The organism is Laceyella sacchari (assembly GCF_004343255.1).
Classification (GTDB): domain Bacteria; phylum Bacillota; class Bacilli; order Thermoactinomycetales; family Thermoactinomycetaceae; genus Laceyella; species Laceyella sacchari.
In genome coordinates, this window is the sequence record NZ_SMDD01000001.1 from 453,676 (window position 1) to 466,324 (window position 12,649).

Annotated in this window: 12 protein-coding genes; 6 read left to right on the top strand and 6 right to left on the bottom strand. The window is 48.9% G+C overall.

Going from position 1 to position 12,649, the window contains the following annotated elements; genetic code table 11:
- Positions 1-242: 242 nt before the first annotated feature.
- A complete protein-coding gene (locus tag EDC32_RS02150) occupies positions 243-1,001 on the top strand; it encodes a YheC/YheD family protein (RefSeq protein ID WP_132219835.1) in 759 nt (252 codons plus the stop codon).
- A 146-nt stretch (positions 1,002-1,147) separates the two neighbouring features.
- A complete protein-coding gene (locus EDC32_RS02155; protein ID WP_132219836.1) occupies positions 1,148-1,735 on the top strand; it encodes an LOG family protein in 588 nt (195 codons plus the stop codon).
- 202 nt (positions 1,736-1,937) lie between these two features.
- On the opposite strand, the gene EDC32_RS02160 is transcribed toward EDC32_RS02155, so the two are convergent.
- Positions 1,938-3,263 carry a helix-turn-helix domain-containing protein gene (locus EDC32_RS02160; protein ID WP_158283193.1) on the bottom strand — a complete coding sequence of 442 codons (1,326 nt, stop codon included), beginning with the start codon at positions 3,261-3,263 and terminating at the stop codon, positions 1,938-1,940.
- 273 nt (positions 3,264-3,536) lie between these two features.
- On the opposite strand from EDC32_RS02160, the gene EDC32_RS02165 reads away from it, so the two are divergent.
- The 3 genes from EDC32_RS02165 (at position 3,537) to EDC32_RS02175 (ending at position 7,783) form a co-directional block, all read left to right on the top strand.
- The gene (locus EDC32_RS02165) at positions 3,537-3,836 is read left to right on the top strand and encodes a hypothetical protein (RefSeq protein WP_022735782.1); all 300 of its coding nucleotides are present in this window, start codon (positions 3,537-3,539) and stop codon (positions 3,834-3,836) included.
- Between the two features lie 388 nt (positions 3,837-4,224).
- Positions 4,225-5,772, top strand: coding sequence for an asparagine synthetase B family protein (locus EDC32_RS02170; RefSeq protein WP_132219838.1), 1,548 nt, complete (start codon positions 4,225-4,227; stop codon positions 5,770-5,772).
- 136 nt (positions 5,773-5,908) lie between these two features.
- Positions 5,909-7,783: a terpene cyclase/mutase family protein gene (locus tag EDC32_RS02175; protein WP_158283194.1), complete on the top strand. Its 1,875-nt coding sequence runs from the start codon at positions 5,909-5,911 to the stop codon at positions 7,781-7,783.
- Between the two features lie 194 nt (positions 7,784-7,977).
- On the opposite strand, the gene EDC32_RS02180 is transcribed toward EDC32_RS02175, so the two are convergent.
- The 3 genes from EDC32_RS02180 to EDC32_RS02190 all read right to left on the bottom strand — a co-directional run bounded on the left by EDC32_RS02180 (position 7,978) and on the right by EDC32_RS02190 (position 11,278).
- A complete protein-coding gene (locus EDC32_RS02180) occupies positions 7,978-8,820 on the bottom strand; it encodes a DegV family protein (protein WP_132219840.1) in 843 nt (280 codons plus the stop codon).
- A gap of 176 nt (positions 8,821-8,996) precedes the next feature.
- Positions 8,997-10,292: an ABC transporter substrate-binding protein gene (locus EDC32_RS02185; protein WP_132219841.1), complete on the bottom strand. Its 1,296-nt coding sequence runs from the start codon at positions 10,290-10,292 to the stop codon at positions 8,997-8,999.
- 209 nt (positions 10,293-10,501) lie between these two features.
- Positions 10,502-11,278, bottom strand: a complete 777-nt coding sequence (locus EDC32_RS02190; protein WP_132219842.1) for an SDR family NAD(P)-dependent oxidoreductase — start codon at positions 11,276-11,278, stop codon at positions 10,502-10,504.
- 248 nt (positions 11,279-11,526) lie between these two features.
- Between EDC32_RS02190 and EDC32_RS02195 the strand changes: the two genes are divergently transcribed.
- A complete protein-coding gene (locus EDC32_RS02195; RefSeq protein WP_022735788.1) occupies positions 11,527-11,712 on the top strand; it encodes a hypothetical protein in 186 nt (61 codons plus the stop codon).
- A gap of 95 nt (positions 11,713-11,807) precedes the next feature.
- On the opposite strand, the gene EDC32_RS02200 is transcribed toward EDC32_RS02195, so the two are convergent.
- Positions 11,808-12,107 (bottom strand): hypothetical protein, encoded by a 300-nt coding sequence (locus EDC32_RS02200; protein ID WP_022735789.1) that lies wholly within the window; start codon positions 12,105-12,107, stop codon positions 11,808-11,810.
- Between the two features lies 1 nt (position 12,108).
- Complete coding sequence (locus tag EDC32_RS02205; protein ID WP_022735790.1) at positions 12,109-12,516, bottom strand: hypothetical protein; 408 nt, start codon at positions 12,514-12,516, stop codon at positions 12,109-12,111.
- Positions 12,517-12,649: the final 133 nt, after the last annotated feature.

Genomic DNA, 12,649 nt, shown 5'->3' on the forward strand with positions numbered 1-12,649 from the left:
CAAGCGGGTGTCATTATTGACACTGGAGATGATGTCCCCTCTGATTATTCAGCGGTTGGGAGATTAGCTTTTGTTGGTGTCAGCCATTGAGATGAAAGAGACTGAGACTGGGGACATGGTCTTCACTCGGATGGAAGTTGGTGATCCTGCCGCATAGAAATCAGGCCCTGTATCTGGGAGCCTGTCCGTCGCCGTCAGCAAACGGATGCATATCCTATTAATAGGTTTATAGAAAAGGGAGGATGCATTTGAAAAAGGTCGGGGTTCAATGGGATGGGGTTTATCAGCTTCTCCTTCATGATGAGATCATGGAAGACCATTTGCCGGAGACCTGGTTGTTGAATGCGGAGAGTTTTCATTGGATGTGGGGGCGGTATCCGGAATTGGTGCTGAAACCGACAGGTAGAAAAGAAGGCGGAAGAGAGATCCGCTTGCAGAGGATCGACTGCCAATGGGCTGAATGGCGCATGGACATGAAATCCGTTCGCATTCCGACGGAAGAGTTGCTTCCACGGTTGCAACGGCTGATGCATAAATCCAGAACTCCTTATTTGTTGCAACAGGCCATACCCCGAGCGGAAGTGCGCGGACAACCCTTTGAGGTACGGGTGCTGACGCACCGCATAGAACCTAAGCAGGCAGAGTGGCAAGTGCTGGGGATGATCGTGGTAATGGCGGAAGAAGCGACAGAGCGCAAGAAGCTTAAGGAAGATCGCCTCAGCCTTCAAACGGCGCTGGAAGAGTCCAACATCTGTTCTCCCGATGTGCAACGTTTGACGGACACGATGACTCGGCTGGCCATTCGTGCGGCAGAAAGATTGTCGCCGTCGTTTCCGCGACAACGCATGCTGGGATTTGATTTTGCAGTGGATTTTCAAGGCTGGGTGTGGTTACTAGAGGCTTTTCCCAAACCCTCCCTTGCCCTGTTTTTGGAACAGTTGCAAAAAAAAGATATGACTCAATATCGAGAAGCGGCAAAAAAAGTGCGGAAGCATGGATGAGGCGGAATTTTCCGCCTCTTGTTTCGTTGTGTAAGCATCGGAAGCCATTTTCCATTTTATGGTTGTCAATCAGAAAGTGGTTTGGTAGAATTTAGAAATCAGTACAGAGACAGCAAGATATGATGGGAAATCGGAGGAGGATGCAAATGGAACGGATATGTGTGTATGCAGGTTCTAATCCCGGCAACAAACCGCTTTACCGCGAAGCGGCTCGGGAATTGGGAAAATGCTTGGCGATGCGGGGAATCGAGTTGGTCTATGGGGGTTCGCGCTTAGGTTTGATGGGGGCAGTGGCCGAAGCCGCATTGGCAGGGGGGGGCCGAGTGATCGGCGTGATGCCGACGGCCTTGTTCCGGGGTGAAATGGTTCACCAATCACTCACCCAATTGATCGAAGTAGCGGATATGCATGAACGAAAAGCGAAGATGATGGAGCTGTCTGATGGTTTTATCGCTTTGCCTGGCGGCTACGGCACACTGGAAGAAGTGTTTGAGGTGTTGAGCTGGGGACAACTCGGCATTCACAAGAAGCCGATTGGTTTGCTAAATATTGACGGCTATTATGAACCGGTGTTGGACATGATCCAAAAGGCTGTCAGTGAGGGCTTTTTTCCGAAAGACCATGGGCAAATCGTGATTTGCGAGAGTGCCCCCGCTCGGTTGTTGGCGCTGATGGAGCAATATCAGCCACCAGCGTTGCAGACGAAATGGACGGAGTTGGCTGAGCGGAAATAACCTTCAGCAGTACCCACCAACCTGCTGGGCTTTACTAGGTGGGTGCTCTGCATGATGCTTTCAAAAAGATTGTGAGGATGTATTCATTTTCTATGGTCGGTAATGTTATACTATAAATGTATAAAAAGCAGTCATAGAGACATGACTGCTTCTTTATGAAATGCTTTTTATGCTTGAGGTGGTTCGCCGTGGCCGCGAAGCTTCATGTCGAATCCCCTCCTTTCACATAATGTTCCACATAATACTGAAATACCCTATTTTTGTATTTCTCGTAGTTTTCATGATCTTCCCCTTCGCAACATTGGGCCAGCTTTACCAGAACCTCGGGTTCATTGGTTTTCAGCGCGTGGCGTTCAACAAGATGAAGGGCTTGTTGAAAGCATTCCCGCGCTTTATTCGTTCGCTTCTGCGACATGTAGCAATCTCCCAGCGCAGTGAGTGCAGTGCAGTATTTCAATGCGTCGTTGGTCCGTTGCCCGAGCTGAACGGCCTTTTCCAAAGCTTGTTGTGCGAGGGTGATTTTTTTTGACTCTAAGTATAGCACACCCAATTTGGTATAGGTAGATACCAAGATATTTTTTTTTCTGACTTTTTTCTCTAATTTTAAAGCAGTCCGAAAACATATTTCCGCTTTGGAGGGTTCATTGGCGTTTTTGAAGCTTTCACCCAGAGCTGTCCATAATTCAAATGACCGATCCACGTTTTGATCCAAACGCGCCATGCGGATCGCTTTGGTGGCATATTCGACGGCTTTTTCATACAATTGTTGCTTGATGAGAAGCTGGGCATGCACTTCGTACATAATCAGCCGGATTTCCATGCTGTCGATCTTGCCGATGTCCGCCCACATCTCATCCAAGGTGCGCATGGCTTCTTCATTGCGGTTCAGCTTTTCCAAATAAATAGCCTTCGACGTCTTGAGGATGTATATAATATAATCGCGGTCGCTGTCTGGGTCTGGATGGTAGGCTTCCAATCCTTTTTCAATGTATGCCAATGCTTGTTCCAAGTCGTTTTGATAGTAACAGCAACGGCCCAACTCGTTATAAGTGGAAGCTTTCAGGTTGGACGTTTCCAATTCAGGATGTTGGTTGATGATGCTGAGTGCTTTCAGATATTGGGCTTGGGCTTTCTTCCAGTGTCCTTTGCGGTCATTGTATTTGCCTTTTAAAAACAAATGCCAAGCCTGCAAAGGGTGGTCATTGTCGATTTCTAGTTTGCGAAGCTCTTCCAATCCTTCTTCTGGTCCCACCATGTCTATGTCATGTTCGATGGCAAATAGCTTAAACTTCAGTTGTTCCTCGCCATCGCGTACGTTTTCATACGATTCGGAGAGATGTTCAGGATCGAGGGACAGTTTGTTGCAAATGCGGATAATGATATCCTCACTCACAATTTCCCCTTTCTCCACTTTTCTGATGGCATGCAGTTTTAAGCAGTCATCCACCAAATCACTTTGTCGCAACCCTAGTTCTTTGCGTTTTTTCTTGATCAGCCGCGCGGCGTGTTCGTGATCAAGCGGTAACAAAAGCTTCACCTCCTGGTTTTTAAAAAAAATTATTTTGTGGATTAGGAGGAAAATCCCTTCCTTTTTATGCAAATGTGCAACTTGCCAATGCATATGTTTGTCTAAATTGAGGGATATTTATTTAATTAGGCAAATATCTTCATAAACCCTGCCCTCATTTGTGATTTTTTATTAATTTGCAAATTGTCTTAGAGATTTATAAACTGGTATCAGTAACAGTTATTAATATGTGTGAGAAAAACAAAGAGAGAATATACCGGGAGGGTGTTTCATATGTTGAAGGTACAAGTAGAGGGTCAAATGGAAAAAGTCCAACCGTTTCTGTCGGATCTAAAACAGCGTTCACAGGTTGAATTACTGGAAAATCAGCCGATGGACAAGGAAAAAAGCCAGTGCGCGGATGTCAAGGTCACCTGCTATATTCATCATCATTCGCGGCGTTCCGTCAAAACCCTGCAACTTGAAACAGAAAACGGGCAAGTGATTCGTTTGCCGCTGATGGATTTGATCGAGGCAGAAGTGCAAGACGGTGTAAAAATCTTTGCTGGGCGTTCATTCGATATTTTTGGTTGATTTTTTAATAAGGCATTGATGTTTTATCATTTTGATTACTAGACTGCAAGGAACGCAAGAACAAACTCCACAAGCCATTCATCCATTCATCTCTGAAACGTTTCCCCTTTTTACCACTGTTGCTTCTATGATAGCGCGAAACGAAAAAATCCTTTGATATAAATCTTGGCAACGTATCCTCTGGCAGGTCCGACCAAAACCGATGGGTTACATAGAGAAGATAATAGAATATAGCGAATTGATGAGGACCTTTTCATAGGTCTTTTTTTATTTGATATAATGGAAGGGAGGGAGGTGCAGTCGCAAAAGTTGGCTGTGCTTTTTTGCGGTTTCATAACATCAAGGCGAAGAGGTGCGGCAATAGCGCGTGCGAAAGGATTGAGTCGCCATGGATGATGGGCAAGTGGTGAAGGGAATCGTCGACCCGTATTTTTTCCGGAGCGAGGTGCAGTTTTTTGGTGAGGTTTGGAGCTGCCAGTCGCCGGAAATTCATTTATTTTTAAAATATTTAAACGAGGGATGCAAGGCTGAAGCTTGGCGTGCATTGACGAATTTAGTGGAACGGGGATATGGATTTCTGAAAAAAATGGATGGGCCGTTCATATTGGTTTACTTTAACCGGCATCAGAGAAAAGGGTTTTTCTATCGCAGTTTTTTGTGCAAATCCCCTTTATATTATCGGCGGCGGGGGCGGCAATGGCTGTGGGGCATGGCGGTGCCCGATCTGCTTGAAGCAGGGCGTTCGGTGTTGGCGCAGGTGGATTCCGACCGGGTGCTTGATTCTTATTTGCACGGGGGCTTGCCGGAAACGGCTTCTTTCTACCGTGACATACACCGCCTTCCCGCCGGGGGATTGGCCGAGTATGAAAATGAACGCATCCGGGTTCGTACGTTTGACGTTCCTTCTCCGCAACCGCATCTGATGAAATGGCGTACCGAAGATCTGATGTCTTACTTGCACGATGCGATGGTGAAACGGTTGCTCTGGCGTGAACCAGGGCGCCGGGAAGAGAAAATGGGCGTACTGCTTAGTGACGGCGAACAGGGGCCAGCTACCGTTTCCTTGTTGAAACCATTCTCCGGCCCGTTGGTAGCCTATATGATCAATGAACGGGACACACAGCTTGCTTTTGCGCAAGCTCAGCGTATTTCACAATTGGCGGAAGTGCCCTGTGTTATTTTGGAATGGGAGGCCACTGCCAAGGCTTATCTGCCTGCTACATGGCTTCCATCTTTTCGTCTCGCGGCGCCACATCTTCATTATTGGCGAGAACAATGCGTACATGATCGGGTGACACGGTTGTGTTATGATGCGGTTTTTGCCGCAGGTAGCACGGAGGCGAGAAGGCCTGCGCTTTTTATTCACTGGGAACGGTGGCGCAACAAGCAGCCGTGGTCGCAAGCATTGTTTCCCGCTTTGACGCTGTTCAGTAAAAGAGCCAAAGAACAGTTGCTTGCGCGTGAGCTTGAGTTGCGTTCGCGTCATTCTCGCTTGTGGCCGATTCAAAGCTGGTTGAATGAGGAGGATGCTTTGTTTTACACCCCGTTTTGGCGGGAAGAAGGATTGCGCTTTTTGTATCCGGCTTTGAGTCGGGAATGGTTGGAAGTGGCTATTTCCGTTCCCAAAAAGCATGCTTTGTCCTTGCAGTTGTTGAGCGGATGGATGGGCCTTTCCGCTAATCTTCCCGCGCCGTTCGCCAGCTCTCCGGCCACGGTTGGCCGCAGAGAATGGATTCCGTCGCATTTGCGTGTATGGACGGGCAAACAATGGTTGGAAGAGCATCCCCATTTGGTGGAGTGGCAATGGGTCGACCCGGATCAAGTCATGCGGCTGTGGACAGAGAGAGGGAATATGGCGACTTTATGGGAGGAAATGCGGTGGATGAAGCAGGTTGAACAGTGGTTGAGTGGACTGGAACGACTCACTGTTTCTTAAGCCGGGGTGACAAGAGGGGCAAGCGGTTGCCATAACAAAGCTTGCCTCCAGAACCCCTTATAAGGGGGAGTGAGTGGTTTTTTCGCTTTCTGTGAATAAGTTAGAGAGGAGGGATGGTGGAAGAGGGGGGAGGTTCGTGATAGAACGGATCAGAGAACAAAGGGAGAGATTAAAAAGGCAATTGCTTGCTGCCCAGTCCGCGGACGGGAGTTGGAACTTTTGCTTTGAAAGCGGGCCGATGACCGATGCGTATTATCTGTTGTTGCTTAAGGTGCTTGGGATGGAGGCAGACGGGTTACAACCGGCTTTGATTGAACGTCTGTTAGCCAACCAGACCGATGAGGGAACATGGAAAACCTATCCCGATGAGTCGGAGGGTAACGTGTCGGCGACATTGGAGGCGTGTTTGGCTCTTTTCTATACAGGAGCCAAAGATCCGAGCGATCCACGGATGAAGCGGGCGCGCCAGTTTTTGTTGGAGCAAGGCGGGTCGAGCCGTGCGGGGAGTTTGACCAAGGTGACGCTCAGTTTGTTTGGTCACAAACAATGGGGGTTCAGGATGAGAGTGCCGGTGGAGTTTTTTTTGATGCCCCGCTGGAGTCCGATTCAATTTTTTGATTTGGTGGGTTACGCTCGGGTACATGTAGCTCCGGCCATCCTGGCGGCGGATCGTCGGTTTTCTGTCCAGTTGCCGGGGAAACAGGAGATTGATGAGTGGTTGCCGCAAGCACCGTCTTTGCCAAGCGATCAAGCTCTGCTACCGGATGGGTGGAGTTTGGAAGTGACGATGCGAGAGATTCGTCGACAAGCGGCGCTTCGGCGAGAGTTGCATGAAAAGGCGGTGCGATGGGGACGGGATTTTATGTTGAGCCGAATCGAAGGGGACGGCACGTTGTACAGTTACCTATCCAGCACCTATCTGATGATTTTTGCGTTGTTGTCCTTGGGCTTTCCAAAACACCATCCTGTAGTGCGACGCGCAATGGGAGGATTGGCTTCATTTGCTTGTTCAACACCGACTGGAACACATATTCAAGAAGCGACATCGACGGTGTGGGACACGGCATTGGTGTTGCAAAGCTTGGGAATGGCCGGGCTTGAGCAAGGCAGCGACACGTGGCAGCGCGGTGCCCGCTTTTTGTTGTCCATGCAACAGGATCGCCTTGGAGATTGGGCGCGCGACAATCCCGGTGTCCGTCCGGGCGGGTGGGGATTTTCTCGCAGTAATACCATGAATCCCGATATTGACGACACTTTGGCGAGCCTAAGCGCTTTGTCTCCGTTGCGTGGGAAAGGAGCCGAGGGAGAAGCGTGGGAGCGCGGCTTGGCTTGGCTTTTGTCGATGCAAAATGATGATGGCGGTTGGTCGGCTTTTGAGAAGAATAAGGATAAACGGTGGTTGTCTCTGATACCACTGAAAGAAGGGAAACAAGTGTGGGGAGACCCCTCTAGTGCAGACATAACCGGACGAGTGTTACGTTTTCTGGGCGAGCATGTCGGTTGGACGATTGACCGGCCCGAGGTGCGTCGTGCTTGGAGTTGGCTGTATCACCATCAGCGGTTGGACGGTTCATGGTTTGGCCGTTGGGGGATCGCTTATCTGTATGGCACGTGGGCGGCTTTGACTGGACTGGCGGCGGTGGGTGTGCCACGTCATCAGCCGATGATTAAAAAAGCACTCAAATGGCTGGTATCTAAACAAAACGAAGATGGTGGCTGGGGAGAATCCTGCAAAAGCGATGTGAAACGGACTTACATCCGATTGCCGCGATCAACCGTGGTGCAAACGGCATGGGCCCTTGATGCCTTGATCTCGTACCATGAACAGCCGACTCTGGTGATTGAGCGCGGAATGGCCTGTTTGCTGTCGCTGTTGGAACAGCCCAACTCATGGCAGTGGCGGTATCCGGTGGGAGCGGGGCTTGCGGGACAATTTTATGCAACGTACCATAGTTACCCATTGATCTGGCCGTTGCAAACACTGACCCGGTATCTTGAAAAATGGGGCTGACATTTGGGTGGAAAGCGGGTGAGTGAACGAACAAAAACCATCCTTTCTCTCACAGAGATGGATGGTTCAGGCGATAAACAACCCTGACAAAGGGTCTGATATGATATGTGAGCGAAGTGATGAACGAACTGCCTCCCGATTTGCGGAGGTAGGCCTGACCATCCCTTTCGTTCGCAAAAGGCAGAAGGCTTCAGCTATTCTTCGCCTTTGATGACGATGCCGAGCAATCCCGGACCGGCATGCACGGACAAGGCGGGGCCGATGGAGCTGATGTGCAGATGGAGTATGTTCTCGTATTCCTGCAATTGTTTTTTTAACGCCTCCGCTTCTTGTTCGGCTTTGCTGTGCACGATGGCGATGCTTGCTTTGGCCTGTTTGATCTGCTCAGTAATCGGCTCCAACATTTTCTTCAACGCTTGCTTTTTGCCGCGCGCCATGGTGAGCGGGGTGAGCTTCCCTTCATGGTCAAAGGTGATGATTGGCTTAATATTGAGCATGGAACCAAGCGCCGCGGCCACTTTGCCGATCCGTCCGCCTTTTTGCAGATACTCAAGTGAATCGACGATAAAGATGCCTTTAATACGCTCTTTCACTTCTTCCAAACGGTTCAGAATATCCTGGTAATGCCAATTTTCCTGGACGAGCTTGGCCGCTTCCAATACGAGGAAGCCGATGATCCAGGAAACACCTTTGGAATCGATTACATCGATTTTCATGGAGTAATCATTAGCCATCAATCGGAAGGTATTGTATGTGCCGCTTAAGCTGGGGGACACGGGGATGACGATACAATGGGTGAATCCGTCTTGCTCCAATTGTTGGAACAATCGGGCCATGTCTGCAGGCGAGGGCATGGAGGTGGTAGGTATTTCTTGGTCTAACCGTTCTACCACATCTTCAGGAGTAATGTCGATCCCATCACGGTATTCGCCGTGCTGGTAAATGACGCGCAACGGAACAACATGTATATTGAATTTTCTTGCAAATTCTGTCGATAGGTCTGCCGAACTATCCGTCACAACTGCGATTTTTTGCATTAGAATCCCCCTTTTGGTACATCCAGTATACTTCTAGTTTAAGTGGTATGCAAGCGTAATAGAATGGTTTTATTATGAAATATATATTATTATGTGTAAAAATAATAAAAATCGGAAACGATGGGGACAGTGGAAGAAGCCAAAGCGATCCCAATTTGAATCGCTTTGGCTTTTGCTTATTTCGTTGTGCCAATCTGGTTTGCGCGCGCCGCTTGTTTGAAGGCGGAGAGCGCAACGTCTACATCCCCGTCGGCTGCAAAGCGTTGAAGCAATTGGTTCAAAGTAGTTAAAAACGCAGGGGGAACGGCCGATCCATGAGCGAGGCTGGGGGAGAAATGATTCTGTTTGAAATCTTCCATGGCTTGTTTGCTGTAGGCGTCGTACTTTTTCATATCGGCATCCAAACGGGTGGGAATCGATCCTTTGTGCAAATTGAGTGCGTCTTGCCCGTCGATCGACCCAGCCACTTCCAGGAACTTTTTGGTGGCGTCGGGGTGCTTGGCTCCTTTGGGCAGCCCGAAAGCATCCACGACAGCTACGAAGATTCCTTTGGTGTTGGGGGCGGTGGCAAAGCCGATCTCCTCGTTTACTTTTAATTTTAGCTCGTGGGATAAATACGCTTTGGCCCAATCGCCCATGACGGTCATCGCGGCTTCCCCTTTGCCTACCATCTGTACCGAGGCGCGCCAATCACGGGTGGCGTGATCGGGATTGACGTAAGAAAGCATCTTTTTGTAAGTGTTGAATGCTTGTTCGATACGGGGATCATCTAAGGGGATGTGACCGCTCCACAATTTATTGTAATCAATCGGACCCAGGGTACCCACCAGGACGCATTCAAATAGCTGGGTGGCAGGCCACGTCTCTTTGCTACCCAAGGCCAAGGGTGTCACCCCTTTTTGCTTGAGTTGCTCAGCTACCTCGAAGAAATCATCAAATGTAGTTGGTGGTTTCAATCCATATCGGCTGAAAACGGATGCGTTGTACCAAAGCACGTTGCTACGGTGGACATTGACGGGAATAGCGTAGATATTGCCTTCTTTGCTGACCATTTGAACAAGGGAAGCAGGAAAGGTGTCGATCCAGCCCTGTTGAGTGAACAACTCGTTAAGGGGCTCCAGTTTGCCAGCAGCCGCCAAGCCAGCGGTCAGCTCCGCCCCACCATGGACTTGAAAAGTATCAGGAGGATGATTGTTGTTTATGCGGGCAGCGATCTTCGTTTGGAAACCGGTACCCGCACTTCCCGGTACCCCCGACTTGGTTACTTTGACATCGGGATGTTGCTGATTGAACACCTGCAACAAGGCATTTAAGCTCGCTTCTTCGTGTGGTTCGGTCCACCAACTGTACAATTCCAATGCTTTCGACTGCTCAGGTGATTCTGGAGCAGAAGTGGCCGCCGGTTGGCTACAAGCTGTTAATACCAGTGTGAAAGCAACGAGAAGAGCAAGATTGAACTTCACCTTTCGCAAATGAGCACCCTCCTTGTGCGGTTTACTGAAAAGTTTTCAATTATCAAACTAGAATTATTATCTAATATTTCGGAATAAAAGTATATAGTTTTGTTGGTAGGGGCTGATCTGCCTTTGGTCTAAGGCATGCCTAAATAGTTTGGCGCTGATATGGAAAAGATGTCTCCGCCGCCTTGCCTGCGTCAGCTTGCAAGATCATCAGACATATTTTACAGGCGTTGCTTTTGATTAAAGTGGACAATGCGAGCGATCCAACCGCGTGGCAGAAACCGGCAGATGAAGATAAAGAAGCGGTAAGCTAGTCCAGGGATAACCACAGTTTGCCCTTTCATCATGCCATTAAAGCCCGCCTGTGCCACCCGGCGGACATCGAGAGTGCTTTTGTCCACATGCGGTGGGTTGTTCATCTTGGCGCGATGTTTAAATTTCGTATCAGTGGGGCCGGGACACAACGCGGTAACAGTAACACCCGTGCCGCGGAGCTCTTCTTGTAGCGCCTCGGAAAAAGAGAGCACGTACGCTTTCGTCGCGTAATAGACGGACATTAGCGGCCCCGGCATGAAAGATGCCAGCGATGCCACTTGTAGGATGCGGCCGGATCGGGATGCCACCATATGTGGCACAAACAGTTTGGTTAATTGCGTCAGGGCGGTCACATTGACTGTGATCATGTCGGTTTCCACAGACAGGTCGGTGGTTGTGAAAGGGCCTAATAAACCAAATCCGGCATTGTTCACCAGATAATCAATGGCCCACCCGTTTGTTTGGCATGTTCGATACACTGTTTCTGCTGCGTGCGGTTGGCCGAGATCTTGGACAATGATATGTGCTTGAATGCGATAGCTCTTTTTTAAAGATTGGGCCACAGCGTGCAATTTGGCTTGATCGCGCGCAACCAAGACCACGTCATGTCCGGCGGCGGCAAATAGTGTGGCCAATTCTCTGCCAATGCCTTCTGAAGCTCCAGTGATTAAAGCGATACCCATTATCTGTTCCTCCGCTTTGAGGTTTTCTAAATGATGTTGATATGATTCTCGCAGTCATCTTACTACATTTCGCTGACTTTCAACAATTTTCATATGGAGCGGTGTTTACCACATTTGTTGTTGGCGGGTGTAAGGTTTTGTCATCGATGGCGCGAGTCCAGTAACTTACAAAAAATGACAGTTCCCACTTGTTTCCATAATTGTCAGAATGTTATAATTATATCAGGAAAAGCAAGGGGGGAAACGTAATGACAGGCTTAGTGAGATTACAGGCAGTTATTGCGTTTTGGGATCGCGACGGGGTGGGGAAAAAGAAAAAAGTCGACTTGTGTCCATGTTGTCATGCGCCAGGTGGCCAAGTAGAAAAAGTGGGAGAAAAATGGTTGTGCCACATTTGCGAGACGGTAATGAGCGAAACAGAGCTAGGCATATAGACATAACCCTGTGATGTTGTATTTGCTGGTATCAAGCGGGCCAAATTGCTTTCAGTTGACAAAACCCCCTTCACATGCGGGTGAAGGGGGTTTTGTCAACTCCACGTATTGCGGCTCCGGCCGGCTTGTCTGGCGTCGGAGTCACGGGCGAGAAAAGCAGCTTCTTCTTGTTTGGCCAGTTCAAGGCGTTGTTCGGCTTGAATCAGGTCGCGGGTGCATTCGCGGAGTTTGCGTTCCCAACGCAATTGCTCCTGCCTGTGAAAACGTTCGATTTCCGTTTCTCCGTGCCGGTGGGCGCGTTGCATTTCATCCTGATGAAAGGCGATCTGCCGCTCGCAGTCTTGGATATCGCGCTGGATGAGCAAGATTTCTTGTTCAAATCGATGTGTGAACATATCATACCTCTTCCAATTTGGGATAAGTGAAGATTTCTTCTTGTCTTTTGGCGATAAACATGCCACCATATGTATGTTCATGGATCTCATCAAAGGTGAAGCTTGTTAATACTTCAAACTGGGTTGCATGGTCTTTGGTCCAGCAATTCAGGCGCTGGATTTCCCCGCGCCGCCATAGGTCTAACGCATCCCACTTGGTGAAAAGGTGAATTTGGCTGGTTGCATTCGGTTTTTTTTTGCTGATGATAAACAGGCCTTTGTCCGTCATTTCGCCGATGTAGGAAGCATCAAATTCAACCGACACCTCGTAAGGACCGGCATGCTCCTCAGTCCAGGCCGGAATGGCCGAGCCATGGGCGTGCCAGCTTTTCCAGTAATCCCAAGTAGTGAATAAAAGAAGTTTGTTCATGTCTCCCCGCCCTAACATTGGATGGATATCTCTCTAATCCTATTTTAAGTGATAATATCCAAATTATTCAATTTATTTTGGCGAGCTACTGAAGTCGTCGCTATCTGGAGAGAAATTCGCGAAAGAAAAGAGG

Coding starts and splice junctions, on each gene's coding strand:
- EDC32_RS02165 (WP_022735782.1), top strand. CDS start 3,537: ATGTTGAAGGTACAAGTAGAGGGTCAAATGGAAAAAGTCCAACCGTTT.
- EDC32_RS02200 (WP_022735789.1), bottom strand. CDS start 12,107: ATGTTCACACATCGATTTGAACAAGAAATCTTGCTCATCCAGCGCGAT.
- EDC32_RS02195 (WP_022735788.1), top strand. CDS start 11,527: ATGACAGGCTTAGTGAGATTACAGGCAGTTATTGCGTTTTGGGATCGC.
- EDC32_RS02190 (WP_132219842.1), bottom strand. CDS start 11,278: ATGGGTATCGCTTTAATCACTGGAGCTTCAGAAGGCATTGGCAGAGAA.
- EDC32_RS02155 (WP_132219836.1), top strand. CDS start 1,148: ATGGAACGGATATGTGTGTATGCAGGTTCTAATCCCGGCAACAAACCG.
- EDC32_RS02205 (WP_022735790.1), bottom strand. CDS start 12,516: ATGAACAAACTTCTTTTATTCACTACTTGGGATTACTGGAAAAGCTGG.
- EDC32_RS02170 (WP_132219838.1), top strand. CDS start 4,225: ATGGATGATGGGCAAGTGGTGAAGGGAATCGTCGACCCGTATTTTTTC.
- EDC32_RS02180 (WP_132219840.1), bottom strand. CDS start 8,820: ATGCAAAAAATCGCAGTTGTGACGGATAGTTCGGCAGACCTATCGACA.
- EDC32_RS02150 (WP_132219835.1), top strand. CDS start 243: ATGCATTTGAAAAAGGTCGGGGTTCAATGGGATGGGGTTTATCAGCTT.